The sequence below is a fragment of the Mycolicibacterium baixiangningiae genome (genome assembly GCF_016313185.1).
Taxonomy (GTDB): Bacteria; Actinomycetota; Actinomycetes; order Mycobacteriales; family Mycobacteriaceae; genus Mycobacterium; species Mycobacterium baixiangningiae.
On sequence record NZ_CP066218.1, the window covers coordinates 2,789,064 to 2,813,837 of the forward strand.

Sequence of the window (24,774 nt, forward strand, 5' to 3'; positions counted from 1 at the left end):
TTGCCTTTTTAGGTTTTGTTTGGAGAGTTTGATTCTGGCTCAGGACGAACGCTGGCGGCGTGCTTAACACATGCAAGTCGAACGGAAAGGCCCTTCGGGGTACTCGAGTGGCGAACGGGTGAGTAACACGTGGGTGATCTGCCCTGCACTTTGGGATAAGCCTGGGAAACTGGGTCTAATACCGAATACACCTCTCTGGCTGCATGGTTGGGGGGGGAAAGCTTTTGCGGTGTGGGATGGGCCCGCGGCCTATCAGCTTGTTGGTGAGGTTACGGCTCACCAAGGCGACGACGGGTAGCCGGCCTGAGAGGGTGTCCGGCCACACTGGGACTGAGATACGGCCCAGACTCCTACGGGAGGCAGCAGTGGGGAATATTGCACAATGGGCGCAAGCCTGATGCAGCGACGCCGCGTGGGGGATGACGGCCTTCGGGTTGTAAACCTCTTTCAGTAGGGACGAAGCGCAAGTGACGGTACCTACAGAAGAAGCACCGGCCAACTACGTGCCAGCAGCCGCGGTAATACGTAGGGTGCGAGCGTTGTCCGGAATTACTGGGCGTAAAGAGCTCGTAGGTGGTTTGTCGCGTTGTTCGTGAAAACCTAAGGCTTAACCTTGGGCGTGCGGGCGATACGGGCAGACTAGAGTACTGCAGGGGAGACTGGAATTCCTGGTGTAGCGGTGGAATGCGCAGATATCAGGAGGAACACCGGTGGCGAAGGCGGGTCTCTGGGCAGTAACTGACGCTGAGGAGCGAAAGCGTGGGGAGCGAACAGGATTAGATACCCTGGTAGTCCACGCCGTAAACGGTGGGTACTAGGTGTGGGTTTCCTTCCTTGGGATCCGTGCCGTAGCTAACGCATTAAGTACCCCGCCTGGGGAGTACGGCCGCAAGGCTAAAACTCAAAGAAATTGACGGGGGCCCGCACAAGCGGCGGAGCATGTGGATTAATTCGATGCAACGCGAAGAACCTTACCTGGGTTTGACATGCACAGGACGTGCCTAGAGATAGGTATTCCCTTGTGGCCTGTGTGCAGGTGGTGCATGGCTGTCGTCAGCTCGTGTCGTGAGATGTTGGGTTAAGTCCCGCAACGAGCGCAACCCCTATCTTATGTTGCCAGCGCGTTATGGCGGGGACTCGTAAGAGACTGCCGGGGTCAACTCGGAGGAAGGTGGGGATGACGTCAAGTCATCATGCCCCTTATGTCCAGGGCTTCACACATGCTACAATGGCCGGTACAAAGGGCTGCGAATCCGTGAGGTGGAGCGAATCCCTTGAAAGCCGGTCTCAGTTCGGATCGGGGTCTGCAACTCGACCCCGTGAAGTCGGAGTCGCTAGTAATCGCAGATCAGCAACGCTGCGGTGAATACGTTCCCGGGCCTTGTACACACCGCCCGTCACGTCATGAAAGTCGGTAACACCCGAAGCCGGTGGCCTAACCCCTTGTGGGAGGGAGCCGTCGAAGGTGGGATCGGCGATTGGGACGAAGTCGTAACAAGGTAGCCGTACCGGAAGGTGCGGCTGGATCACCTCCTTTCTAAGGAGCACCACGAGACTGCGGCCCGCCCACATTGTGTGGGGGTTCGGTGTTCGCAGCGATTCGTGAGATGGGCTCTCGCCTGTAGTGGGTGGGGTTCGGGTGCACAACAAACATGTTCGGTCCGACGGGAAATCGGGTCGGCGATGAGATTGCCAGACACACTGTTGGGTCCTGAGGCAACAGGCCCGCGGGTCTCTCCCGGAATGGGGAGGGGTGCCGGCTCTCGGAGTTTTCTTCGGGGGTTCTGGTTGCTGCCCTGCTTTGGTGGTGGGGTGTGGTGTTTGATTTGTGGATAGTGGTTGCGAGCATCTGAATGACGGCTTGCGCGGACGTGTCTCGCCTTCCTTTTGTGGGGGGTGGGGGTGTTGGTGTGGGTTGTTGTTTGGTTGTAATGCAAATTTTTCTGATACTTGCGTGCCCTCTTTGTGGGGTGTGTGAGTTGAACTCATTTTTTGGTTTTGTGTTGTAAGTGTTTAAGGGCGCATGGTGGATGCCTTGGCACTGGGAGCCGATGAAGGACGTGGGAGGCTGCGTTATGCCTCGGGGAGCTGCCAACCGAGCGTTGATCCGAGGATGTCCGAATGGGGAAACCCGGCACGAGTGATGTCGTGTCACCCGGCACTGAATACATAGGTGTCGGGGGGGAACGCGGGGAAGTGAAACATCTCAGTACCCGTAGGAAGAGAAAACAAAAGTGATTCCGTGAGTAGTGGCGAGCGAAAGCGGAGGATGGCTAAACCATGGACATGTGATACCCGGCAGGGGTTGTGTGTGTGGTGTTGTGGGGTTCGTCGTTTCCAGGTCTGCCGGTCTGGACTGCAGTGAGAAAAGCTCGTGTTAATCGAACTGGTTTGGGATGGCCGACCGTAGAGGGTGAGAGTCCCGTAGGTGAAAACATGTGCTCTGTAGTGGCGTGTCCCCGAGTAGCAGCGGGCCCGTGGAATCTGCTGTGAATCTGCCGGGACCACCCGGTAAGCCTGAATACTTCCCAGTGACCGATAGCGGATTAGTACCGTGAGGGAATGGTGAAAAGTACCCCGGGAGGGGAGTGAAATAGTACCTGAAACCGTGTGCCTACAATCCGTCAGAGCCTTCGTTTTTGACGTGGGGTGATGGCGTGCCTTTTGAAGAATGAGCCTGCGAGTCAGGGACATGTCGCGAGGTTAACCCGTGTGGGGTAGCCGTAGCGAAAGCGAGTCTGAATAGGGCGTATCCACACAAGAGTGTGTGGTGTAGTGGTGTGTTCTGGACCCGAAGCGGAGTGATCTACCCATGGCCAGGGTGAAGCGACGGTAAGACGTCGTGGAGGCCCGAACCCACTTAGGTTGAAGACTGAGGGGATGAGCTGTGGGTAGGGGTGAAAGGCCAATCAAACTCCGTGATAGCTGGTTCTCCCCGAAATGCATTTAGGTGCAGCGTTGCGTGTTTCTTGCCGGAGGTAGAGCTACTGGATGGCCGATGGGCCTCACAAGGTTACTGACGTCAGCCAAACTCCGAATGCCGGTAAGTGTAAGCGTGGCAGTGAGACGGCGGGGGATAAGCTCCGTGCGTCGAGAGGGAAACAGCCCAGATCGCCGGCTAAGGCCCCTAAGCGTGTGCTAAGTGGAAAAGGATGTGCAGTCGCGAAGACAACCAGGAGGTTGGCTTAGAAGCAGCCACCCTTGAAAGAGTGCGTAATAGCTCACTGGTCAAGTGATTGTGCGCCGATAATGTAGCGGGGCTCAAGCACACCGCCGAAGCCGCGGCAATCAGATGTATGTCTGGTTGGGTAGGGGAGCGTCCTGCATCCGGTGAAGCAGCCTAGTGATGGAGCTGTGGAGGGTGTGGGAGTGAGAATGCAGGCATGAGTAGCGATAAGGCAAGTGAGAACCTTGCCCGCCGAAAGACCAAGGGTTCCTGGGCCAGGCCAGTCCGCCCAGGGTGAGTCGGGACCTAAGGCGAGGCCGACAGGCGTAGTCGATGGACAACGGGTTGATATTCCCGTACCCGTGTGTGAGCGTCCCTGATGAATCAGCGGTACTAACCGCCCAAACCATGGATCACCGATCCCTTCGGGGTGAGGGGTTCATGCGCTGCGCGGGACCTTCGTTGGTAGTAGTCAAGCGATGGGGTGACGCAGGAAGGTAGCCGTACCAGTCAGTGGTTGTACTGGGGTAAGCCTGTAGGGAGAAACCTAGGCAAATCCGGGTTTCACATATCCTGAGAGGTGATGCATAGCCGATTGAGGCGAATTCGGTGATCCTATGCTGCCAAGAAAAGCCTCTAGCGAGTGCACACACGGCCCGTACCCCAAACCGACACAGGTGGTCAGGTAGAGAATACCAAGGCGTACGAGTGAACTATGGTTAAGGAACTCGGCAAAATGCCCCCGTAACTTCGGGAGAAGGGGGACCCACATGATGTGTAAGCCTTTACGGCCCAAGCATGAGTGGGTGGCACAAACCAGTGAGAAGCGACTGTTTACTAAAAACACAGGTCCGTGCGAAGTCGCAAGACGATGTATACGGACTGACGCCTGCCCGGTGCTGGAAGGTTAAGAGGACCGGTTAACCCTTCGGGGTGAAGCTGAGAATTTAAGCCCCAGTAAACGGCGGTGGTAACTATAACCATCCTAAGGTAGCGAAATTCCTTGTCGGGTAAGTTCCGACCTGCACGAATGGCGTAACGACTTCTCAACTGTCTCAACCATAGACTCGGCGAAATTGCATTACGAGTAAAGATGCTCGTTACGCGCGGCAGGACGAAAAGACCCCGGGACCTTCACTACAACTTGGTATTGGAGTTCGGTTCGGTTTGTGTAGGATAGGTGGGAGACTGTGAAGCGGCCACGCCAGTGGTTGTGGAGTCGTTGTTGAAATACCACTCTGATCGTATTGGGCTTCTAACTTCGAACCGTATATCCGGTTCAGGGACAGTGCCTGGCGGGTAGTTTAACTGGGGCGGTTGCCTCCTAAAATGTAACGGAGGCGCCCAAAGGTTCCCTCAACCTGGACGGCAATCAGGTGTTGAGTGTAAGTGCACAAGGGAGCTTGACTGCGAGACGTACATGTCGAGCAGGGACGAAAGTCGGGACTAGTGATCCGGCACCTCTGAGTGGAAGGGGTGTCGCTCAACGGATAAAAGGTACCCCGGGGATAACAGGCTGATCTTCCCCAAGAGTCCATATCGACGGGATGGTTTGGCACCTCGATGTCGGCTCGTCGCATCCTGGGGCTGGAGCAGGTCCCAAGGGTTGGGCTGTTCGCCCATTAAAGCGGCACGCGAGCTGGGTTTAGAACGTCGTGAGACAGTTCGGTCTCTATCCGCCGCGCGCGTCAGAAGCTTGAGGAAATCTGTCCCTAGTACGAGAGGACCGGGACGGACGAACCTCTGGTACACCAGTTGTCCCACCAGGGGCACCGCTGGATAGCCACGTTCGGACAGGATAACCGCTGAAAGCATCTAAGCGGGAAACCCCCTCCAAGACCAGGCTTCTCACCCATTAAGTGGGATAAGGCCCCCCGCAGACCACGGGATCGATAGACCAGACCTAGAAGCACAGCAATGTGTGAAGGGAACTGGCACTAACCGGCCGAAAACTTACACACACAAAAAATGTGTGCAAAACATGCCTCGCAACCACACCAACCAAGAATCAACCACTGATTCACACCCCACCACCAAAAAACACTTCCCCCAACCCAGTTGGGGGCACTCAGAAACGAGTGAATAATAAAGTTACGGCGGTCCATAGCGGCAGGGAAACGCCCGGTCCCATCCCGAACCCGGAAGCTAAGCCTGCCAGCGCCGATGATACTACCCAACCCGGGTGGAAAAGTAGGACACCGCCGAACACCCTTTCAAGCCCTCGGCCCTCCGACCACAATCGGAGGGCCGAGGCATTTCCCATTTCAGGGCGAATTGTCGGCAAATGGCGCCGGCACGTAAACTTGCGATGGCGGGGCGACAGCGAGAGGCGGACGTGGGCGAGGACAGGCAGGCTGGTGGGCGCGACGACCGTCGCCCGCGTCGGACGTCGAACTCGAGCGGACCACGCCGCCCCGGCGATCAGCGTGGCGCTCCCCGCGGCTCTGGCCCCAATCGTGCGCGCCCGACGCAGCCGAGAACCACCCCCGAGAATCCTCGCTTCGAGGGACCGCCCATTCCGCCGGAGATCGAAGCCAAACAGCTTGCTCCCGAAATCCGCGGCGAACTCACAACTTTGGACCGTTACACCGCGGACGCCGTGGCGCGCCACCTCGTCGCGGCAGGCGAACTGCTCGAGGAGGATCCGGAAGCGGCGCTCGCGCATGCCCGCGCCGCTCGCGCCCGCTCAGGCCGCATCGCCGCCGTCCGCGAGGCGGTCGGGATCGCGGCGTACCACTGCGGCGACTGGGCCCAGGCGCTCGCAGAACTACGCGCCGCCCGGCGGATGGGCAGCAAGTCTCCGCTGCTGCCACTCATCGCCGATTGCGAACGCGGCGTTGGCCGCCCCGAGCGGGCGATCGAACTGGCTCGTGGCCCCGAAGCCGAACAGCTCACCGGGGACGACGCCGACGAACTGAAGATCGTCGTCGCCGGCGCCCGGGCCGATCTCGGGCAACTCGAGCAGGCCCTCGCTGTGCTGTCATCGCCTCAGCTGGATCCGTCGCGGCGCGGACAGACGGCCGCGCGGTTGTTCTACGTCTACGCGGAAACGCTGCTCGGCCTGGGCCGTAGACAGGAGGCGCTGCAGTGGTTCCTCAATGCGGCGGCCGCCGATGTCGAGGGTGTCACCGACGCCGAGGACCGGATCACGGAACTCAGCTGACGTGACAAGCCTTGTGCAGCAACATGACTGTCTGCTCCTGGATCTCGATGGCACCGTGTTCCGCGGCCATGAACCGACCACGGGTGCCGTCGAGAGCCTCGCCGCACTGACGGTGCGCGTTCTCTTCGTCACCAACAATGCCTCGCGCAGCCCCGACGACGTCGCACGCCACCTCGTCGAGTTGGGTTTCGAGGCGGGTTCCGACGATGTGGTCACCAGCGCACAGAGCGCGGCTCATCTACTCGCCGACCAACTTCCGGCCGGGGCGCGGGTCCTGGTCGTGGGGACCGAGGCGTTGGCTGCCGAGGTCGCCCTGGTGGGCCTGCATCCCGTTCGGCAGTTCGCCGACGAGCCCGTTGCCGTCGTACAGGGTCATTCCCCGCAGACCGCGTGGGCGGATCTGGCTGAAGCGGCGCTTGCCGTTCGCGCCGGCGCCCTGTGGGTCGCGGCCAACGTCGACCTGACCCTGCCCTCTGAACGCGGTCTGCTCCCCGGCAACGGGTCGATGGTCGCCGCCCTGCGGGCCGCGACGGCGTGTGAACCCCAGGTTGCCGGTAAGCCGCAGCCCACGCTGATGAGAGATGCGTTGAGCCGCGGCGAGTTCCACTCCCCGCTGGTCGTCGGGGACCGGCTCGACACCGACATCGCCGGCGCCGCCGCCGCGGCGCTGCCGAGCCTGCTCGTGCTCAGCGGTGTCAGCACTGCCGACGACACACTGAGGGCGGTGCCCACGGAACGGCCTGACTACATCGCGGAGGATCTGCGCTCGCTCGACGCGCCCGCCGACGCGCTGCGGGTCGGACCGCATCCTGGGTGGCGCGTCGAACTCGACGACGCCGAGGTGACGGTGCACGCGGCCGACGTCGAGCGCGGAGACGACCTCTCGGTGCTGCGGGCGACCGCACATGCGGTCTGGCAGTCGGATTTGGCGGGCCGTCCGTTCGCGGTGTGCGCGGGTGACGACACCGCGGCCGACGCACTGCGGCGCTGGGCGCTGCTCAGCTCCACGATCGGCTAGCGTGGCTGTCGACATGAGTACCGACCCCGATCAGCTTCGCACCCAGGTCTCGGCTCTGCTCGCTGACCTGCCCGAGCCGGACACCGCCGGTGAACTCGCCGATAGCGATATCGACACCGTCGCCGCGCGCTTGGAGGAGGCTCACGATCTGCTCGTGCAGGCGCTGGCGGCGGTCGAGAAGGGCTGAGCGCTCGTGACGCGGCGCGCACGGGTCGACGCCGAACTGGTGCGACGGGGCCTGGCCCGTTCGCGTCAACAGGCCGCAGAACTCATCGGTGCCGGCCGCGTCACCGTCGACGGCATGCCCGCGGTGAAACCGGCGACCGCGGTGGCCGTCACCGCGAACATCGCCGTCGACACCGCCGACGAACGCACCTGGGTGTCACGAGGTGCTCACAAACTCATCGGCGCCCTCGAGGCGTTCGGGCTCGACGTCTCGGGCCGCCGCGGACTGGACGCCGGAGCGTCGACGGGAGGATTCACCGAGGTCCTTCTCGACCGCGGCGCCCGCGAGGTCGTCGCCGTCGACGTCGGATACGGCCAGCTGGCGTGGTCGTTGCGTTCCGATCCTCGAGTGGTCGTGGTCGAACGCACCAACGTGCGGGAACTCAGCCCCGACAGGATCGGCGGGGCAGTCGACCTCGTCGTGGCGGACCTGTCGTTCATCTCCCTGGCGACGGTTCTGCCCGCGCTGACCGCATGCGCGTCGCCCGACGCCGATATCGTTCCCATGGTGAAGCCGCAGTTCGAGGTCGGCCGGGACCGGGTGGGCGCCGGGGGTGTGGTGTCCGATCCACAGCTGCGCGTCGAATCCGTGCTCTCGGTGTCGGCCAGGGCGGCCGCGCTCGGCTGGCATACGGTCGGTGCGACGGCAAGCCCCCTGCCGGGGCCGTCAGGCAACGTCGAATACTTCTTGTGGCTGCGCAACCGCACCGACAGTGGGCTGCGCAGCGACGACCTCGAGCAGGCGGTGCGCCACGCCGTGACGGAAGGACCGCAATGACGGCTGAACGCACGATCCTGCTGGTGGTTCACACGGGCCGCGCGGAGGCCACCGAGGTCGCCCGGCGGGTCCAGAAGGTGCTCGGCGACAACGGCATCCGGCTGCGGGTGCTGGCCGCCGAGGCGGTCGACCGGGGGCCCGTACACCTGTCGCCCGACGATATCCGCTCGATCGGCGTCGACATCAACGTCGTCGATGCCGAAGAACGGGCCGCCGAAGGGTGCGAGCTCGTGCTGGTCCTCGGCGGCGACGGCACGTTCCTGCGCGCGGCCGAGCTCGCCCGCAACGTCGAGATCCCGGTGCTGGGCGTGAACCTCGGCCGCATCGGCTTCCTCGCCGAGGCCGAAGCCGAAGCCATCGACAGCGTGCTGGATCACGTCGTCCGGCGCGACTACCGCGTCGAGGAGCGGATGACCCTCGACGTGGCGGTGCGCGCGGGGGGACGGCTGCTCACCCGGGGGTGGGCGCTCAACGAGGCGAGCCTGGAGAAGGGCCCGCGGCTCGGGGTCCTCGGTGTAGTCCTGGAGATCGACGGTCGCCCCGTGTCGGCTTTCGGCTGCGACGGCGTGCTGGTGTCGACCCCGACCGGGTCGACCGCCTACGCGTTCTCCGCGGGTGGCCCGGTGCTGTGGCCGGACCTTGAGGCGATCCTCGTGGTGCCGAACAACGCCCACGCCCTGTTCGCCAGGCCGATGGTGACCAGCCCGGACGCCGCGATCGCCATCGAGATCGAAGCCGGCGGCCATGACGCCCTGGTGTTCTGCGACGGCCGCCGCGAGATGGCGGTGCCGGCCGGCGCGCGGCTCGAGGTGACCCGCTGTGGCACACCCCTCAAGTGGGTGCGGCTCGACAGTGCGCCGTTCACCGACCGGCTGGTGCGCAAGTTCCGGCTCCCCGTCACCGGATGGCGGGGGCAGTAGCACACCGTGCTCTCCGAAATTCGCATCGAGTCCCTGGGCGCGATCAGCACCGCGACCGCCGAATTCGACCGTGGTCTCACGGTGCTGACCGGTGAGACCGGTGCGGGCAAGACCATGGTCGTCACCGGGCTGCATCTGCTCGGCGGGGCGCGTGCTGATCCCACCCGGGTCCGTTCGGGCGCCGACCGTGCCGTCGTCGAGGGCCGTTTCGCCACCACCGACCTCGGTGACGGCGTCGCGCGCCGGGTGGACGACCTGCTGGAATCCTCGGGAGCCGAACGCGACGACGACGGCAGCGTCATCGCCGCCCGCTCGGTCAGCAGGGACGGGCCGTCGCGGGCTTATCTCGGCGGGCGCAGCGTGCCGGCGAAATCGCTGAGCGGTTTCACCACCGAACTCCTCACGCTGCACGGCCAGAACGACCAGCTGCGGCTCATGCGGCCCGACGAACAGCGCGGGGCGCTCGACCGGTTCGCCGCCGTCGACAAGCCGCTGCGCCGCTACCGGGCCGCGCGCGACGAATGGCTCGCCGCCCGCCGTGACCTGACCGACCGCCGGGCGCGGGAACGGGAACTGGTCCAGGAGGCGGACCGGCTCAAGTTCGGCCTCGACGAGATCGACGCCGTCGATCCGTCACCGGGGGAGGACGACGCGCTCGTCGGCGACATTCACCGGTTGTCGGAACTCGATGCGCTGCGGGAGGCGTCTCAGAGCGCGCGCTCGGCGCTGACGGGCTCCGACGACGACCCCGGCACCGAGGCCTCGTCGGCGGCCGACCTTGCCGCCCAGGCGAAGTCGGCACTCGAGGGAACCGACGATGCCACCCTGCGGTCGTTGGCCGCGCAACTGGCCGACGCGCTCGCGGTCATCAGCGACGTGGCCGGGGAGCTCGGCGACTACCTCGGTTCGCTGCCCACCGACGCGAGCACGCTGGAGACCAAGCTCGCGCGCCAGGCCGAACTGCGCACACTCACCCGCAAGTACGCCGCCGACATCGACGGTGTGCTGGCGTGGGCGCGGGAGTCCCGCGACCGCCTCGAACAACTCGACGTGTCCGAGGAAGCGCTGGCGGGCCTGGAGCGGCGCGTAGGGGAGTTGGAGTCACAGGTCGTCGCTGCCGCGGCCGAGCTGACCAAGGCGCGGATCCGGGCGGCCAAGGGGTTGGCCAAGGCGGTGACCGCCGAGCTGGCCGGTCTCGCGATGGCCGGGGCGGAGTTCACCGTCAGCGTCGCGCCGCTCGCCGTGCGCACCGACGACACGGCGCCGCTGACGCTGGCGGACGGCACCGCCGTCCATGCCGGCCACGACGGTGTCGACGCCGTCGACTTCGGGTTCGCCGCGCATCGCGGGACCGATGTGCTCCCGCTGTCCAAAAGCGCGTCGGGGGGCGAGTTGTCGCGGGTGATGCTCGCCATCGAGGTGGTGCTGGCAGCGTCGGCCGAGGGCACCACGATGGTCTTCGACGAAGTCGACGCCGGCGTGGGCGGTCGCGCCGCCGTCCAGATCGGCAGGCGGCTGGCCCGTCTCGCCCGCACGCACCAGGTCATCGTGGTCACCCACCTGCCCCAGGTCGCCGCCTACGCCGACGTGCATCTGGTGGTCGACAGCAGCGGCCGCGGTAAGGCCAGCGGTGTCCGCCGCATCGACGACGACGACCGGGTGGCCGAACTGGCCCGCATGTTGGCGGGCCTCGGCGAGTCCGACAGCGGCCGGGCCCACGCGAGAGAACTGCTCGAGACGGCGCGTAAGCAGTGCGCAGACGACTCCTAGCGTGTGGCTGATGTGACAGAAGAGAACTTCTGAGGCAGGTGTTACGGCGCGCCTCCACCTCTACTTGAGGGTTCGCCGCCAGAATCGCCGACATGAAGATGTCAGCGCTGCTCACCCGTAATGCCAGTTCACGGCCGGGGATCACCGGCATTGCCCGCGTGGACCGCGACATCGACCGGCTGCTGCGGCGCATCGGGCCCGGCGACATCGTGGTGATCGATGCGCTCGATCTCGACCGGATCACCGCCGACGCTCTTGTCGAGGCCAGGGTCGCGGGTGTGGTCAACGCGTCCCCGTCGATCTCAGGGCGCTACCCCAATCTCGGGCCGGAGGTGTTGGTGGCCAACGGGATCGCGCTGATCGACGAGACGGGCCCCGAGGTCTTCAAGAAGGTCAAGGACGGCCACCGGGTGCGGCTGCACAACGGCGGTGTCTACTCGGGCGACCGGCGCCTGATCGCGGGCACCGAACGCACCGATCAAGAGATCCACGAGTTGATGCACGAGGCCAAGAGCGGGCTGGTCGCGCACCTCGAGGCGTTCGCGGGCAACACGATCGAGTTCATCCGCAGCGAGAGCCCGCTGCTGATCGACGGCATCGGCATCCCGGACATCGACGTCGATCTCAACCGCCGCCACGTGGTGATCGTCGCCGAGGAACCCCATGCCGCCGACGATCTCAAGGCGCTCAAACCCTTCATCAAGGAGTACCAGCCCGTCCTCGTCGGTGTCGGCACCGGCGCCGACATCCTGCGCAAGGCGGGGTACCGACCTGCCCTCATCGTCGGGGACCCGGACCGGATGAGCGCCGAGGTGCTGCGCAGCGGCGCCCAGGTGGTGCTGCCCGCCGACGCCGACGGACACGCCGCGGGTCTGGAGCGGATCCAGGATCTCGGCGTGGGGGCGATGACGTTCCCGGCCGCGGGTTCGGCCGCCGACCTCGCACTGCTGCTGTGCGACCACCACGGGGCGTCGCTGATCGTCACGGTCGGCCACACGGCCAGCATCGAGGAGTTCTTCGACCGCAACCGGCAGCGGAGCAACCCCTCGACGTTCCTGACCCGCCTCAAGGTCGGGGAGAAGCTGGTCGACGCGAAAGCCGTTGCCACGCTGTACCGCAGCCGCGTATCCGGTGGTGCGATCGCGCTGCTGATCCTGGCGATGCTGGTCGCGGTGATCGCCGCGCTGTGGGTCTCGCGCGCTGACGCGGCAGTCATCGAGTGGGTCCAGCAGTACTGGAACCAGCTCGTGCTGTGGGCCCAGGGTCTGGTCAGTTAGGCGGCCACGGTGATATCGCTGCGTAGTCATGCCATCTCGCTGGCCGCGGTGTTCCTGGCGTTGGCGATCGGCGTGGCCCTGGGTTCGGGACTGCTGTCGAATACGGTGCTCTCCGGACTTCAAGACGACAAGCAGGATCTGCAGAACCAGATCAACGTGCTCACCGACGAGAAGAACGGCCTCAATCAAAGACTCAGCGCGGCAGGTGAATTCGATGCCCAGATCGCTCCGCGTGTGCTGCGCGATGCGCTCGGTGGCAAATCCGTGGTGCTGTTCCGCACCCCCGATGCCTCCGACGACGACGTCGACGCGCTGACCCGATCGGTCGGGCAGGCGGGCGGCACGGTCAGCGGCACGGTGGCGCTCACCCAGGAGTTCGTCGACGCCAACTCCGCGGAGAAGTTGCTGTCAGTGGTGAACTCGCCGATCGTGCCCGCCGGGAAACAGTTGAACACCACGTCGGTGGATCAAGGCTCGCAAGCCGGTGATCTGCTCGGCCTCGCGTTGCTGCTCAACAAGGATCCAGCCGCGCCCGTGGTCAGCGACGCCGAGCGCGAGACGGTGCTGACCGCCCTGCGCGACACCGGCTTCCTGACCTTCGGCAATGACCCCGTCGGCGCCGCGAACACGGCGCTGATCGTCACCGGCGGCGCCCTCGGCGACGACGCGGGCAACCGCGGCGCCACGGTCGCGCGCTTCGCAGCCGGACTCGCCACACACGGATCCGGCACCGTCCTGGTGGGCCGGGACGGGTCCGCCTCGGGAAGCGGCGCCGTCGCGGTGACCCGGTCGGATGCGGCGCTGGCGAGCGCGGTCAGCACCGTCGACGACGTGGACACCGAATCGGGACGCATCACCGCGGTGCTCGCGCTGGCGGATCTGATCGGCGGCGCCCGGCCGGGCCAGTACGGAGTCGGTCAGGGGGCAGGCGCGGTCACTGTCGCCCAGTGAGGCCCGGCGCGCCACCGACGACCTGTCGGAGTCGGTGTTAAGGTGGGGTTCCGTGGGTCGGCAGGCCCCAAAGCTAGGACCAAGCCTAGAAAAGTAAGCCCTGCCCGTCGTCACGGAGGTTGTACTTGCCCGCGCTACGCAAGCATCCGCAAACGGCCACCAAGCACCTCTTCGTCACGGGCGGCGTCGTCTCCTCCCTGGGCAAGGGTCTGACGGGCTCGAGTCTCGGACAGTTGTTGACTGCCCGGGGTCTCCAGGTGACGATGCAGAAGCTCGACCCGTATCTGAACGTCGACCCCGGCACCATGAATCCGTTCCAGCACGGTGAGGTGTTCGTCACCGAGGACGGCGCCGAGACCGACCTCGACGTCGGCCACTACGAACGCTTCCTCGACCGCAACCTGTCGGGTTCGGCCAATGTCACCACCGGCCAGATCTATTCGTCGGTGATCGCCAAGGAGCGCCGCGGTGAATACCTCGGCGACACCGTGCAGGTGATCCCGCACATCACCGATGAGATCAAGAGCCGCATCCTCGCGATGGCGGCTCCCGATGAACGGGGTCGACGGCCCGACATCGTGATCACCGAAGTCGGTGGGACGGTGGGCGACATCGAGTCCCTTCCGTTCCTGGAGGCCGCGCGTCAGGTGCGCCACGAGGTCGGCCGCGAGAACTGCTTCTTCCTGCACTGCTCACTGGTGCCCTACATGGCCCCCTCCGGTGAGCTCAAGACCAAACCGACGCAGCATTCGGTGGCCGCGCTGCGCAGTATCGGTATCCAGCCCGACGCGCTGATCCTGCGGTGTGACCGTGACGTGCCCGAGGCGCTGAAGAACAAGATCGCGCTGATGTGCGACGTCGACATCGACGGGGTGATCTCGACGCCCGACGCGCCGTCGATCTACGACATCCCCAAGGTGCTGCACCGTGAGGAGCTCGACGCCTACGTGGTGCGGCGGCTGCAGCTGCCGTTCCGCGACGTGGACTGGACGCAGTGGAACGATCTGCTCAAGCGGGTGCATGAACCGCACGAGACGGTCCGGATCGCACTGGTGGGCAAGTACATCGACCTGTCGGACGCGTATCTGTCGGTGACCGAGGCGTTGCGCGCGGGTGGGTTCAAACACCAGGCCAAGGTCGAGATGCGCTGGGTGGCCTCCGACGACTGCGAACTCGACAGCGGAGCGGCCTCGGCGCTGGCCGACGTCGACGGCGTGCTGATCCCCGGCGGGTTCGGTATCCGCGGTATCGAGGGCAAGATCGGCGCCATCACCTACGCCCGCAAGCGCGGCCTTCCGGTGCTCGGACTGTGCCTGGGACTGCAGTGCATCGTGATCGAGGCGGCCCGTTCGGTCGGCATCACAGGAGCCAACTCCGCCGAATTCGACCCGGCCACGCCCGATCCGGTGATCTCGACGATGGCCGATCAGCGCGACGCCGTCGCCGGTGAGGCCGACCTCGGCGGCACCATGCGGTTGGGGGCGTATCCGGCCGTGCTGGAGGAGGGTTCGATCGTCGCCCGGGCGTATCAGTCGACTGAGGTGTCCGAACGCCACAGGCACCGATACGAGGTCAACAACGCCTACCGCGACCGTATCGCTGAAAGCGGTCTGCGATTCTCGGGCACCTCGCCCGACGGTCATCTGGTCGAATTCGTCGAGTACGACGCCGAGTCGCATCCGTTCCTGGTCGGCACCCAGGCGCATCCGGAACTCAAGAGCAGGCCGACCCGCCCGCACCCGTTGTTCGCGGCGTTCATCGGAGCGGCACTGGACTACAAGGCCGCCGAACGGTTGCCCGTGGAGATCCCCGAGCAGCGGTCCAACGGCGCGGAACCCGAGAACTCAGACAGGTTGGCAGGGCAGCTTCTGCAAGAACCCGCCTCCCGTGGCTGAGCACGACTTCGAGACCGTCGACAGCGACACCGTCTACGTCGGCAACATCCTGGCGTTGCGTGCTGACGAGGTGCGGATGCCGGGCGGAGCCACCGCCCGCCGGGAGGTCGTCGAGCACTACGGGGCGGTCGCGATCGCCGCGCTCGACGATGACGGCAACATCGCGCTGGTCTACCAGTACCGGCACCCGCTCGGTCGCCGACTGTGGGAACTGCCGGCAGGGCTGCTCGACATGGGCGGTGAGCCGCCGCATCTGACGGCGGCGCGTGAACTGCAGGAGGAGGCGGGGCTGTCCGCGGCGCAGTGGCGGGTGCTCGTCGACGTGGTCTCCTCGCCGGGGTTCAGTGACGAGAGCGTGCGGGTCTTCCTCGCGACGGGGATCACTGAGATCGACCGTCCGGAGGCGCATGACGAAGAGGCCGACCTGATCGTCAAGAGGGTTCCGCTGTCCGAAGCGGTCCGAATGGTGCTGACCGGTGAGATCGTCAATTCGATTGCGGTGGCCGGGATCCTGGCGGCGCACGCCCTCGGCGACGACGTGAAATCTGTGCGCCCCGTCGACGCGGAGTGGACGGACCGGCCTCGCGCCTTCGCCCGCCGAAAAGGTCACTGATGACGACCTCGGCTGTTCAACGGTCGGCGCTCGACGATCAGCTGCAGGGTTACCTCGACCATCTGACCATCGAACGCGGCGTCGCCGCGAACACGCTCAGCTCCTACCGGCGCGATCTGCGCCGCTACGCCGAACACCTCATCGCCCGCGGGGTGGAGGACCTCGCCGCGGTCACCGAAGCCGACGTCAGCGACTTCCTGGTGGCGCTGCGGCGCGGCGATCCCGAGACCGGTGTTCGCGCGCTCTCCGCGGTGTCGGCGGCCAGGACGCTGATCGCGGTGCGGGGTCTGCATCGCTTCGCGACCGCCGAGGGGTTGACCGACGTCGACGTCGCCCGCGCGGTCAAACCGCCCACGCCCGGTCGCCGGCTGCCCAAGAGCCTGTCGATCGACGAGGTGCTCGCGCTGCTGGACGGCGCCGGGGGCGGAAGCGAGGCCGACGGGCCCCTCACACTGCGCAACCGGGCGCTGCTCGAACTGCTGTACTCCACCGGCGCCCGCATCTCCGAAGCGGTCGGCCTCGACCTCGACGACGTCGACACCCACGCCCGCTCGGTGCTGCTGCGCGGTAAGGGCGGTAAGCAGCGCCTGGTGCCGATCGGCCGGCCGGCGGTGAGCGCCCTGGACGCCTACCTGGTGCGGGGCCGGCCGGAGCTGGCCCGCCGCGGCCGCGGCACCCCGGCGATCTTCCTCAATGCACGTGGCGGGCGCCTGTCGCGGCAGAGTGCGTGGCAGGTGCTGCAGGACGCCGCCGAGCGGGCGGCGATCACCTCGGCGGTGTCTCCGCACACTCTGCGGCATTCGTTCGCCACCCATCTGCTCGACGGTGGCGCCGACGTGCGCGTGGTGCAGGAACTCCTCGGGCACGCGTCGGTGACGACGACGCAGATCTACACCATGGTGACGGTGCACGCGTTGCGCGAGGTGTGGGCAGGTGCGCACCCGCGGGCGCGCTGACTTCCCGCCGGCATCAGTTAGTTCCTCAGGCACCGCCCGCGCCTCCGGCGTCGAGACTGCACATCCCTGGCGGCACATCCTGCGCGGGTCTCCCCGTGCGGACACCCCCGCGACGTTAAACTCAAGCGGATGTTCGCCCTGCGTGTGGAGTGCCCGGCCTGCGGCGGTCCGGCATGACCAATGACGCCGCGGGTGCCGACGCGCCTGTGGCGACGGGTCTGACCGGGCGGCCGCAGCGACAGATCCCGGAGCCCGCACCCCGCAGCACGCACGGACCGGCCAAGGTCATCGCGATGTGCAACCAGAAGGGTGGGGTCGGCAAGACCACCTCGACCATCAACCTCGGCGCCAGCCTCGCCGAATACGGACGGCGGGTGCTGCTGGTCGACCTCGACCCCCAGGGGGCGCTGTCGGCCGGACTGGGCGTACCGCACTACGAACTCGACCACACCGTGCACAACCTGCTCGTCGAGCCGAGGGTGTCGATCGAGGACGTCGTCATCAACACCCGCGTCAGGAACCTCGATCTGGTGCCGAGCAACATCGACCTGTCGGCCGCGGAGATCCAGCTGGTCAACGAGGTCGGCCGCGAGCAGACGCTGGCCCGCGCCCTGCATCCGGTGCTCGACCGCTACGACTACGTGCTGATCGACTGCCAGCCTTCGCTCGGACTGCTCACGGTCAACGGCCTGGCCTGCAGTGACGGCGTGATCATCCCCACCGAATGCGAGTACTTCTCGCTGCGCGGGCTGGCGCTGCTCACCGACACCGTCGACAAGGTCCGCGACCGGCTCAACCCGAAACTCGACATCAGCGGCATTCTGGTCACCCGCTACGACCCGCGCACGGTCAACGCCCGAGAAGTGATGGCGCGGGTGGTGGAGCGGTTCGGCGATCTGGTCTTCGACACCGTCATCAGCCGCACCGTGCGTTTTCCCGAGACCAGCGTCGCCGGCGAGCCGATCACCACGTGGGCGCCGAAGTCGACCGGCGCGGAGGCCTACCGGTCGTTGGCACGGGAAGTCATCGACCGGTTCGGCGCGTGAGCGGCGAGGACCGGGAGCAGCCAGACAAGAGCGGTTTCCAGGTTCGGCTGACCAATTTCGAGGGGCCGTTCGATCTGCTCCTCCAGCTGATCTTCGCCCACCGGCTCGACGTGACCGAGGTCGCGCTGCACCAGGTGACCGACGACTTCATCGGCTACACCAAGACGATCGGCCGCCAGCTCGGGCTCGACGAGACGACGGCATTCCTGGTGATCGCCGCCACACTGCTCGATCTCAAGGCCGCCCGCCTGCTTCCGGCCGGTGAGGTGCACGACGAAGAAGACCTCGCCCTGCTCGAAGTGCGCGATCTGCTGTTCGCGCGGTTGCTGCAGTACCGGGCGTTCAAACACGTGGCGGTGATGTTCGCCGAGCTGGAGGCCGCCGCGCTGCGCAGCTATCCGCGGGCGGTCTCGCTGGAGCCCCGCTACAGCGAACTGTTACCCGAGGTCATGCTCGGCGTCGACGCGGCGCACTTCGCCGAGATCGCGGCCTCGGCGTTCACCCCGCGGCCGGTCCCCACCGTCGGCACCGAGCACCTGCACGTGTCGGCGGTGTCGGTGCCCGAACAGGCCAAGCGGTTGCTGGCGCTGCTGGAACAGCGCGGGGTCGGCCAGTGGGCCACATTCGCCGATCTGGTCGCCGACTGCGAGGGCGGCATCGAGATCGTCGGCCGGTTCCTGGCGCTGCTCGAGTTGTACCGGGCGCGGGCGGTAGCATTCGACCAGGCAGAACCGCTTGGTGTGCTCCAGGTTTCGTGGACCGGGGATCGGCCGACCAACGACCACCTGGCAACCGTCGACGCGGGGGAACAACGAGAGCAATGACCGACGAGATCTCCGAAGGCAACCTCGGCATCGACGTCGCGACCGCCCCCGAGCTCGACGATTCCGAACTGCGCAACGTACTCGAGGCGCTGCTGCTGGTCGTCGACACCCCGGCCACCGTCGATCAACTGGCCGCCGTGATCGAACAGCCCGGCGACCGGATCGTCACCGCACTGACCGGGATGGCCGCTGAGCTGGCCGGTCGCGACAGCGGCATCGACCTGCGTGAGGCGGGCGGCGGCTGGCGGATGTACACCAGGTCGCGCTACGCCCCCTACGTGGAGCGGTTGCTGCTCGACGGCGCCCGCTCCAAGCTGACCCGCGCCGCGCTGGAGACGCTGGCCGTGGTTGCCTACCGCCAGCCCGTGACCCGTGCGCGGGTCAGTGCTGTCCGAGGGGTCAACGTCGACGCCGTGATCCGCACGCTGCTGGCCCGTGGGCTGATCACCGAGGCCGGCACCGACCCTGACTCCGGTGCGGTGACGTTCGCCACCACAGAGCTGTTCCTGGAGCGGCTCGGGCTATCGTCGCTGGCTGATCTACCCGACATCGCGCCGTTGCTGCCCGATGTCGACATGATCGACGACCTCAGCGAATCGCTCGGGGACGAACCGAGATTCGCCAAACTGGGCGCTGTGCCCGCACCCACCGGACAGCCGATGTCCTTCGACGTGGACAAGGATGACCGATGACCGAACCCGATGGTGTCCGACTACAGAAAGTGTTGTCGCAGGCAGGAATCGCCTCGCGGCGTGTCGCCGAGAAGATGATCCTCGACGGCCGTGTGGAGGTCGACGGCCGCATCGTCACTGAACTGGGCACCCGGGTGGATCCTGCCGGCTCGGAGATCCGCGTCGACGGCACGCGGGTCCAGCTCGACGACACCCTCATGTATCTGGCCATCAACAAGCCGCTCGGTATGCACTCCACGATGTCCGACGACCGGGGACGACCGTGCGTCGGCGACCTCGTCGAGCACCGGGTGCGCGGCAACAAGGGGTTGTTCCACGTCGGGCGGCTCGACGCCGACACCGAGGGCCTGATGCTGCTGACCAACGACGGTGAACTGGCACACCGGTTGATGCACCCGTCCTACGAGGTGCCGAAGACATATATCGCGACCGTGCTCGGCACCGTGCCGCGCGGGTTGGGCAAGAAGTTGCGCGCGGGCGTCGAGCTGGACGACGGTCCGGTTCGGGTCGACGATTTCGCGGTGGTGGACGCTCTACCCGGTCGATCGATGGTCAGGGTCACCCTGCACGAGGGCCGCAAGCGTATCGTTCGTCGACTGTTGGCGGCCGTCGGATTCCCGGTGCAGGAGTTGGTGCGCACCGACATCGGGTCGGTGTCGCTCGGCGAGCAGCGTCCCGGCAGCATCCGGGTGTTGACCCGCAAGGAGATCGGTGAACTGTACAAGGCGGTGGGAATGTGACTGACGGGTTGGTGATCGCCGTCGACGGCCCCGCTGGAACTGGAAAGTCCTCGGTGTCAAAGGGTTTGGCGCGCGCACTGGGTGCAAGGTATCTCGACACCGGCGCGATGTACCGGCTCGTGACGCTGGCGGTGCTGCGCTCGGGCATCGATCCCGCTGATGCGCAAGCGGTGGCCGCGGCGGTGGATGGGGTCGAACTCTCGGTCGGCCATGACCCCGACGAGGACCGCTCTCTGCTTGCCGGAGAAGACGTTTCGGCCGAGATCCGCGGTGACGCCGTCACGCAGGCGGTGTCCGCGGTGTCGGCGGTGCCCGCGGTGCGGGCGCGGCTGGTGGAACTGCAGCGCCGCCTGTCCGACGGACCGGACAGCGTCGTCGTCGAAGGCCGCGACATCGGCACCGTGGTGTTGCCCGACGCGGACGTCAAGATCTTCCTGACCGCCTCGGCCGAGGAACGGGCCCGCCGGCGCAACAACCAGAACGTCGCCGGCGGTCAAGCCGACGACTACACCGCGGTGCTGGCCGACGTCCGGCGCCGCGACCATCTCGACTCGACGCGGACCGTCTCGCCGCTGCGCGCCGCCGACGACGCCCTCGTGGTCGACACCAGCGATATGACGGAAACCGAAGTGGTCGCGCACCTGCAGGATCTGGTGCACCAAAGGGCAGGAGCGCGACGATGACATCACCCGAGGACGGGACATCACCCGAGGACGGCACCTGGGTCGACGAACGGGACTGGGAACTGGGCGCCGAAGAGGTCGCCGAGGCGATCGAGGAGGCCGCCGCGCCACCACCGGTGGTGGCCGTCGTCGGCAGGCCCAACGTCGGGAAGTCGACCCTGGTGAACCGCATCCTGGGCCGGCGTGAAGCGGTGGTACAGGACATCCCCGGTGTCACCCGGGACCGCGTCTCCTACGACGCGACGTGGTCGGGGCGCCGCTTCGTCGTGCAGGACACCGGCGGCTGGGAGCCCGACGCCAAAGGGCTGCAACAGTTGGTGGCCGATCAGGCCACTGTCGCGATGCGGACCGCGGACGCGATCATCCTCGTGGTCGACGCCGTCGTCGGCGCCACCGCCGCCGACGAAGCCGCCGCCCGCATGCTGCGCAAGTCGGGCAAACCGGTGTTCCTGGCGGCCAACAAGGTCGACACCGAACGCGGTGAGGCCGATGCGGCCGCGCTGTGGTCGCTGGGTATGGGCGAGCCGAATGCGGTGAGCGCCATTCATGGCCGCGGCGTCGCCGACCTGCTCGACCGGGTGCTCGAGAAGCTGCCCTCGGTGTCCGAGGTCGGCGGGGGCGGCGGAGGTCCGCGCCGCGTCGCCCTGGTCGGCAAGCCCAACGTGGGGAAGAGTTCGCTGCTCAACCGCCTCGCCGGCGATGAGCGTTCGGTGGTTCACGACGTCGCGGGCACCACCGTCGACCCGGTGGACTCGCTGATCGAGCTCGGCGGCAAGACGTGGCGGTTCGTCGACACGGCTGGTCTGCGCCGCAAGGTCGGGCAGGCCAGCGGACACGAGTTCTACGCCTCGGTGCGCACCCACGGCGCCATCGACGCCGCCGAAGTGGTGCTCGTCCTGATCGACGCCTCCCAACCGCTCACCGAACAGGACCAGCGGGTGCTCTCGATGGTCATCGAGGCGGGGCGCGCGCTGGTGCTCGCGTTCAACAAGTGGGATCTGGTCGACGAGGATCGCCGCTATGTGCTGGACCGCGAGATCGACCGGGAACTGGCGCAGGTGCAGTGGGCGCCGCGGGTCAACATCTCGGCGATGACCGGGCGGGCCGTGCAGAAACTGGTGCCCGCCCTGGAGACCTCGCTGCAGTCGTGGGACGCCCGCATCTCGACGGGCCGGCTGAACACGTTTCTCAAGGAGATCGTGGCGGCCACCCCGCCTCCGGTGCGCGGCGGCAAGCAGCCGCGAATCCTGTTCGCCACCCAGGCCACCGCGCGGCCGCCCACCTTCGTGCTGTTCACCAGCGGCTTCCTCGAGGCCGGCTACCGCCGGTTCCTCGAACGGCGGCTGCGCGAGACCTTCGGGTTCGAGGGCAGCCCGATCCGGATCAACGTACGGGTACGCGAGAAGCGCGGCTCGCAGTCGCGCAAGTAGAGTGAACTGATCCGCAGGAGAGAGGGGACCACGGTGGCTGAACGCGCCTTCCGCGCCGCACCCTCCCATGCCTGCGCTCTGCAGCCCTTCTGGCCGTCGCGCCGGTTGATGGCTTTCGACGAATGGTGTTGCGCGCGTCCCTGATACGCGCCCACTGCTGATTCAGGCTGCCTTTCCCAGGCGCCGCCGAAGTCGAAAGCCGGACCCATGCGTTCGCTCCTCATCATCGCCCTCGTCGGGGTAGGCGCCCAACTCGTCGACGGTGCACTCGGGATGGCGTTCGGCGTCACTGCGTCGACCCTGCTCGTCCTGTCGGGGGTGGCCGCCGCCCAGGCGAGCGCCGCGGTACACCTGGCCGAGGTGGGCACGACGCTGGCGTCGGGAATCTCGCACTGGCGGTTCAAGAACATCGACTGGTCCATCGTCGCCAAACTCGGCGTACCCGGGGCGGTCGGCGCATTCTTGGGCGCCACGCTGCTGTCGGCGCTGTCCACCGACGACGCGGCGCCGCTGATGGCGGCGATCCTGTTGTGCATCGGGGTCTACGTACTGCTGCGCTTCTCGCTGCGCACGCCGCCGACGATCGGCGGCAACGGCACCAAACACGGAGCGAAGTTCCTCACTCCGCTCGGACTGTTCGGCGGATTCATCGACGCCTCCGGCGGCGGTGGGTGGGGTCCGATCACCACCAGCACCCTGCTCTCCAGCGGCAAGACCGCGCCGCGCACGGTGATCGGCTCGGTCAGCGCGTCGGAGTTCCTGGTCGCGGCGTCCGCGTCGCTGGGCTTTCTGGTCGGCCTGCGGAACGAGTTCTTCGACAACCTCGGCGTGGTCCTGGCTCTGGCCGTCGGCGGCGTCATCGCCGCGCCCTTCGCCGCCTGGCTGGTCAGCCGGGTCAGCCCGGCGCTCCTGGGCACGGGCGTAGGTGGCGTCATCGTGCTCACCAACTCCCAGAAGCTGGTGCACTACTTCGGGATCGGATGGCCGTGGTCGACGTTCGTCTATGCGGTGATCGTGGTCGCGTGGGCGGTCTGCCTGATGCTCGCGTGGCGGATCATGCGCGCGCCGGCTTACGTGCCGCGCGAGCTCGAAGCGCAGGTCGCGGTTGTCGAGCGGCCGGCGGAAACCGCCGACGAGGTGCGCTGAGGCCCGTCCCAGCGGAACGCACTAGGGTTTTCGGGTGCCCCTCGTCGACATGTTCCTCATCGCCCTGGCAGGCGTCGGTGCGGGCGCGATCAACGCCATCGTGGGGTCCGGCACGCTGATCACCTTCCCGACACTGGTCGCACTCGGCTATCCGCCGGTCACGTCGACCATGTCGAACGCGGTCGGTCTGGTGGCCGGGGGAGTGTCCGGCACCTGGGGGTATCGCCGTGAACTGCGTGGGCAGTGGCACCGGCTGCGCTGGCAGATCCCGGGCTCTCTAATCGGCGCGCTCGCCGGCGCGTGGCTGCTGCTGCACCTGCCCGAGAGAGTCTTCATCGCGGTCGTTCCGGTTCTGCTGATCGCCGCGCTGATCCTCGTGGTCGTCGGCCCGAGGATCCAGGCATGGGCCAGGCAACGCTCCGAGAAGGCAGGGCGCTCGCTCGACCACATCAGCCGCGGCAGGATGGCCGCGCTGGTGACCGGGACGTTCCTCGTCGGCGTCTACGGCGGCTACTTCACCGCCGCGCAAGGCATTCTGCTGATCGCGGTGATGGGGGCGCTGCTGCCCGAGGACATGCAGCGGATGAACGCCGCGAAGAACCTGCTGTCGCTGGTCGTGAACATCGTGGCGGCCGTCGCGTATACGTTGGTCGCCTTCGACCGGATCAGCTGGGCCGCTGCGGGTCTGATCGCCATCGGCTCCCTGATCGGCGGATTCCTCGGCGCGCACTACGGCCGCCGGCTGTCGCCGGGCGCGTTGCGTGCGGTCATCGTCGTCGTCGGCCTGATCGGGCTGTGGCGGCTGGTGACCGTCTAGAAGGTCGGTCGCGACATCTCCTGGGCGAGCACGTCATCCAGGTCACCGAGCCGGTTTATGCCCTGCACCGCCCGCCGGGTGCGCATGTTGCGGGCGAGCCGGCTCTGGTGGCGATGCACGAACGACCAGTAGCCGGCGGTGAACGGGCACGCGTCCGCGCTGAGGCGCTTCTTCGGGTCGTATGCGCAGTTGCCGCAGTGGTCGCTCACCTTGTTGATGTAGGCGCCCCCGGCGGCGTAGGGCTTCCTGGCGAGTAGCCCGCCGTCGGCGTGTTGACTCATGTCGACGACGTTGGTGGGCATCACCCAGCGGAACCCGTCGACGTAGGCGGAGTGCGGAGGTGGCCTCGATCAGTAGCACCTCGGGGTGGGCGTGCTCCCCGCCGTGAACGGCCGGACCGAGTTGGTCGGCGAAGAGCCACAGCGGGGTGTCGTCGTGTGCGCCCGTCACCGGCCCGAGGCTACGAGCTGTTGGCGGTCCGGTGACGGGGTTGGGTCCGGCGGTCACGAACTGGTTCGAAACGCGCTTGCGCGGTCGGCGCCCCGCCGCGAGTGTGCGGGCTAATACGCAGCGATCGGCGTGTCGCGTATGAAACTGCACAGTGGCGAGCGGTTGGGATTCACGGAGTGCTGTGCGGTAGGCTCACGTGCTGCTGCAGGAGGAA

At 66.5% G+C, this 24,774-nt stretch carries 19 protein-coding genes, 3 rRNA genes and 1 pseudogene; 22 read left to right on the plus strand and 1 reads right to left on the minus strand.

The window, feature by feature from the left end; translation table 11 throughout:
• Positions 1 to 16: 16 nt before the first annotated feature.
• The 22 genes from I7X18_RS12985 to I7X18_RS13090 all read left to right on the plus strand — a co-directional run bounded on the left by I7X18_RS12985 (position 17) and on the right by I7X18_RS13090 (position 24,110).
• Positions 17 to 1,537: ribosomal RNA gene (locus I7X18_RS12985) — 16S ribosomal RNA — on the plus strand.
• A gap of 466 nt (positions 1,538 to 2,003) precedes the next feature.
• A 23S ribosomal RNA gene (locus I7X18_RS12990) occupies positions 2,004 to 5,127 on the plus strand.
• A 131-nt stretch (positions 5,128 to 5,258) separates the two neighbouring features.
• A 5S ribosomal RNA gene (gene rrf / locus I7X18_RS12995) occupies positions 5,259 to 5,373 on the plus strand.
• Together the 16S, 23S and 5S rRNA genes form the textbook arrangement of a ribosomal RNA operon.
• A gap of 101 nt (positions 5,374 to 5,474) precedes the next feature.
• Positions 5,475 to 6,329: a tetratricopeptide repeat protein gene (locus I7X18_RS13000; protein ID WP_404822852.1), complete on the plus strand. Its 855-nt coding sequence runs from the start codon at positions 5,475 to 5,477 to the stop codon at positions 6,327 to 6,329.
• 1 nt (position 6,330) lies between these two features.
• Positions 6,331 to 7,347, plus strand: coding sequence for an HAD-IIA family hydrolase (locus tag I7X18_RS13005; protein ID WP_193048527.1), 1,017 nt, complete (start codon positions 6,331 to 6,333; stop codon positions 7,345 to 7,347).
• A gap of 13 nt (positions 7,348 to 7,360) precedes the next feature.
• On the plus strand, positions 7,361 to 7,534 hold the full coding sequence (locus I7X18_RS13010) for a hypothetical protein (protein WP_193048528.1): 174 nt from the start codon (positions 7,361 to 7,363) through the stop codon (positions 7,532 to 7,534).
• 6 nt (positions 7,535 to 7,540) lie between these two features.
• Positions 7,541 to 8,350 carry a TlyA family RNA methyltransferase gene (locus I7X18_RS13015; RefSeq protein ID WP_193048529.1) on the plus strand — a complete coding sequence of 270 codons (810 nt, stop codon included), beginning with the start codon at positions 7,541 to 7,543 and terminating at the stop codon, positions 8,348 to 8,350.
• Complete coding sequence (locus I7X18_RS13020) at positions 8,347 to 9,270, plus strand: NAD kinase (RefSeq protein WP_193048530.1); 924 nt, start codon at positions 8,347 to 8,349, stop codon at positions 9,268 to 9,270. Before I7X18_RS13015 ends, I7X18_RS13020 begins: the two co-directional genes overlap by 4 nt.
• Before the next feature lie 6 nt (positions 9,271 to 9,276).
• Positions 9,277 to 11,040, plus strand: coding sequence for a DNA repair protein RecN (recN, locus tag I7X18_RS13025; protein ID WP_193048531.1), 1,764 nt, complete (start codon positions 9,277 to 9,279; stop codon positions 11,038 to 11,040).
• A gap of 92 nt (positions 11,041 to 11,132) precedes the next feature.
• A complete protein-coding gene (steA, locus tag I7X18_RS13030; RefSeq protein ID WP_193048532.1) occupies positions 11,133 to 12,317 on the plus strand; it encodes a putative cytokinetic ring protein SteA in 1,185 nt (394 codons plus the stop codon).
• 9 nt (positions 12,318 to 12,326) lie between these two features.
• Complete coding sequence (locus tag I7X18_RS13035; protein ID WP_193048533.1) at positions 12,327 to 13,268, plus strand: copper transporter; 942 nt, start codon at positions 12,327 to 12,329, stop codon at positions 13,266 to 13,268.
• 125 nt (positions 13,269 to 13,393) lie between these two features.
• Entirely contained in the window at positions 13,394 to 15,163 is a 1,770-nt protein-coding gene (locus tag I7X18_RS13040) for a CTP synthase (RefSeq protein ID WP_193048534.1), read from the plus strand.
• The gene (locus I7X18_RS13045; protein WP_193048535.1) at positions 15,156 to 15,776 is read left to right on the plus strand and encodes an NUDIX domain-containing protein; all 621 of its coding nucleotides are present in this window, start codon (positions 15,156 to 15,158) and stop codon (positions 15,774 to 15,776) included. Before I7X18_RS13040 ends, I7X18_RS13045 begins: the two co-directional genes overlap by 8 nt.
• A complete protein-coding gene (gene xerD, locus I7X18_RS13050; protein WP_193048536.1) occupies positions 15,776 to 16,732 on the plus strand; it encodes a site-specific tyrosine recombinase XerD in 957 nt (318 codons plus the stop codon). The genes I7X18_RS13045 and xerD overlap by 1 nt, the downstream gene beginning before the upstream one ends.
• A gap of 173 nt (positions 16,733 to 16,905) precedes the next feature.
• On the plus strand, positions 16,906 to 17,778 hold the full coding sequence (locus I7X18_RS13055; RefSeq protein WP_193048537.1) for a ParA family protein: 873 nt from the start codon (positions 16,906 to 16,908) through the stop codon (positions 17,776 to 17,778).
• Positions 17,775 to 18,602 carry a segregation/condensation protein A gene (locus I7X18_RS13060; RefSeq protein WP_193048538.1) on the plus strand — a complete coding sequence of 276 codons (828 nt, stop codon included), beginning with the start codon at positions 17,775 to 17,777 and terminating at the stop codon, positions 18,600 to 18,602. The genes I7X18_RS13055 and I7X18_RS13060 overlap by 4 nt, the downstream gene beginning before the upstream one ends.
• Positions 18,599 to 19,294: an SMC-Scp complex subunit ScpB gene (scpB, locus tag I7X18_RS13065; protein ID WP_193048539.1), complete on the plus strand. Its 696-nt coding sequence runs from the start codon at positions 18,599 to 18,601 to the stop codon at positions 19,292 to 19,294. Before I7X18_RS13060 ends, scpB begins: the two co-directional genes overlap by 4 nt.
• Complete coding sequence (locus tag I7X18_RS13070; RefSeq protein ID WP_193048540.1) at positions 19,291 to 20,034, plus strand: pseudouridine synthase; 744 nt, start codon at positions 19,291 to 19,293, stop codon at positions 20,032 to 20,034. Before scpB ends, I7X18_RS13070 begins: the two co-directional genes overlap by 4 nt.
• Positions 20,031 to 20,717 carry a (d)CMP kinase gene (gene cmk / locus I7X18_RS13075; RefSeq protein WP_193048541.1) on the plus strand — a complete coding sequence of 229 codons (687 nt, stop codon included), beginning with the start codon at positions 20,031 to 20,033 and terminating at the stop codon, positions 20,715 to 20,717. The genes I7X18_RS13070 and cmk overlap by 4 nt, the downstream gene beginning before the upstream one ends.
• On the plus strand, positions 20,714 to 22,147 hold the full coding sequence (der, locus tag I7X18_RS13080) for a ribosome biogenesis GTPase Der (RefSeq protein WP_193048542.1): 1,434 nt from the start codon (positions 20,714 to 20,716) through the stop codon (positions 22,145 to 22,147). The genes cmk and der overlap by 4 nt, the downstream gene beginning before the upstream one ends.
• Before the next feature lie 207 nt (positions 22,148 to 22,354).
• On the plus strand, positions 22,355 to 23,293 hold the full coding sequence (locus I7X18_RS13085) for a sulfite exporter TauE/SafE family protein (RefSeq protein ID WP_193048543.1): 939 nt from the start codon (positions 22,355 to 22,357) through the stop codon (positions 23,291 to 23,293).
• A gap of 49 nt (positions 23,294 to 23,342) precedes the next feature.
• Positions 23,343 to 24,110, plus strand: a complete 768-nt coding sequence (locus I7X18_RS13090; protein WP_193048594.1) for a sulfite exporter TauE/SafE family protein — start codon at positions 23,343 to 23,345, stop codon at positions 24,108 to 24,110.
• Here the strand turns inward: I7X18_RS13090 and I7X18_RS13095 are convergent.
• Positions 24,107 to 24,442 (minus strand): annotated as a pseudogene (locus I7X18_RS13095) (cryptochrome/photolyase family protein); the annotation flags it as partial. The gene I7X18_RS13090 and the pseudogene I7X18_RS13095 sit on opposite strands and share 4 nt — an antisense overlap.
• Between the last annotated feature and the right edge of the window lie 332 nt (positions 24,443 to 24,774).

Coding starts and splice junctions, on each gene's coding strand:
- I7X18_RS13000 (WP_404822852.1), top strand. CDS start 5,475: ATGGCGGGGCGACAGCGAGAGGCGGACGTGGGCGAGGACAGGCAGGCT.
- I7X18_RS13010 (WP_193048528.1), top strand. CDS start 7,361: ATGAGTACCGACCCCGATCAGCTTCGCACCCAGGTCTCGGCTCTGCTC.
- I7X18_RS13020 (WP_193048530.1), top strand. CDS start 8,347: ATGACGGCTGAACGCACGATCCTGCTGGTGGTTCACACGGGCCGCGCG.
- steA (WP_193048532.1), top strand. CDS start 11,133: ATGAAGATGTCAGCGCTGCTCACCCGTAATGCCAGTTCACGGCCGGGG.
- xerD (WP_193048536.1), top strand. CDS start 15,776: ATGACGACCTCGGCTGTTCAACGGTCGGCGCTCGACGATCAGCTGCAG.
- I7X18_RS13055 (WP_193048537.1), top strand. CDS start 16,906: ATGACCAATGACGCCGCGGGTGCCGACGCGCCTGTGGCGACGGGTCTG.
- scpB (WP_193048539.1), top strand. CDS start 18,599: ATGACCGACGAGATCTCCGAAGGCAACCTCGGCATCGACGTCGCGACC.
- I7X18_RS13070 (WP_193048540.1), top strand. CDS start 19,291: ATGACCGAACCCGATGGTGTCCGACTACAGAAAGTGTTGTCGCAGGCA.
- der (WP_193048542.1), top strand. CDS start 20,714: ATGACATCACCCGAGGACGGGACATCACCCGAGGACGGCACCTGGGTC.
- I7X18_RS13085 (WP_193048543.1), top strand. CDS start 22,355: ATGCGTTCGCTCCTCATCATCGCCCTCGTCGGGGTAGGCGCCCAACTC.
- I7X18_RS13090 (WP_193048594.1), top strand. CDS start 23,343: ATGTTCCTCATCGCCCTGGCAGGCGTCGGTGCGGGCGCGATCAACGCC.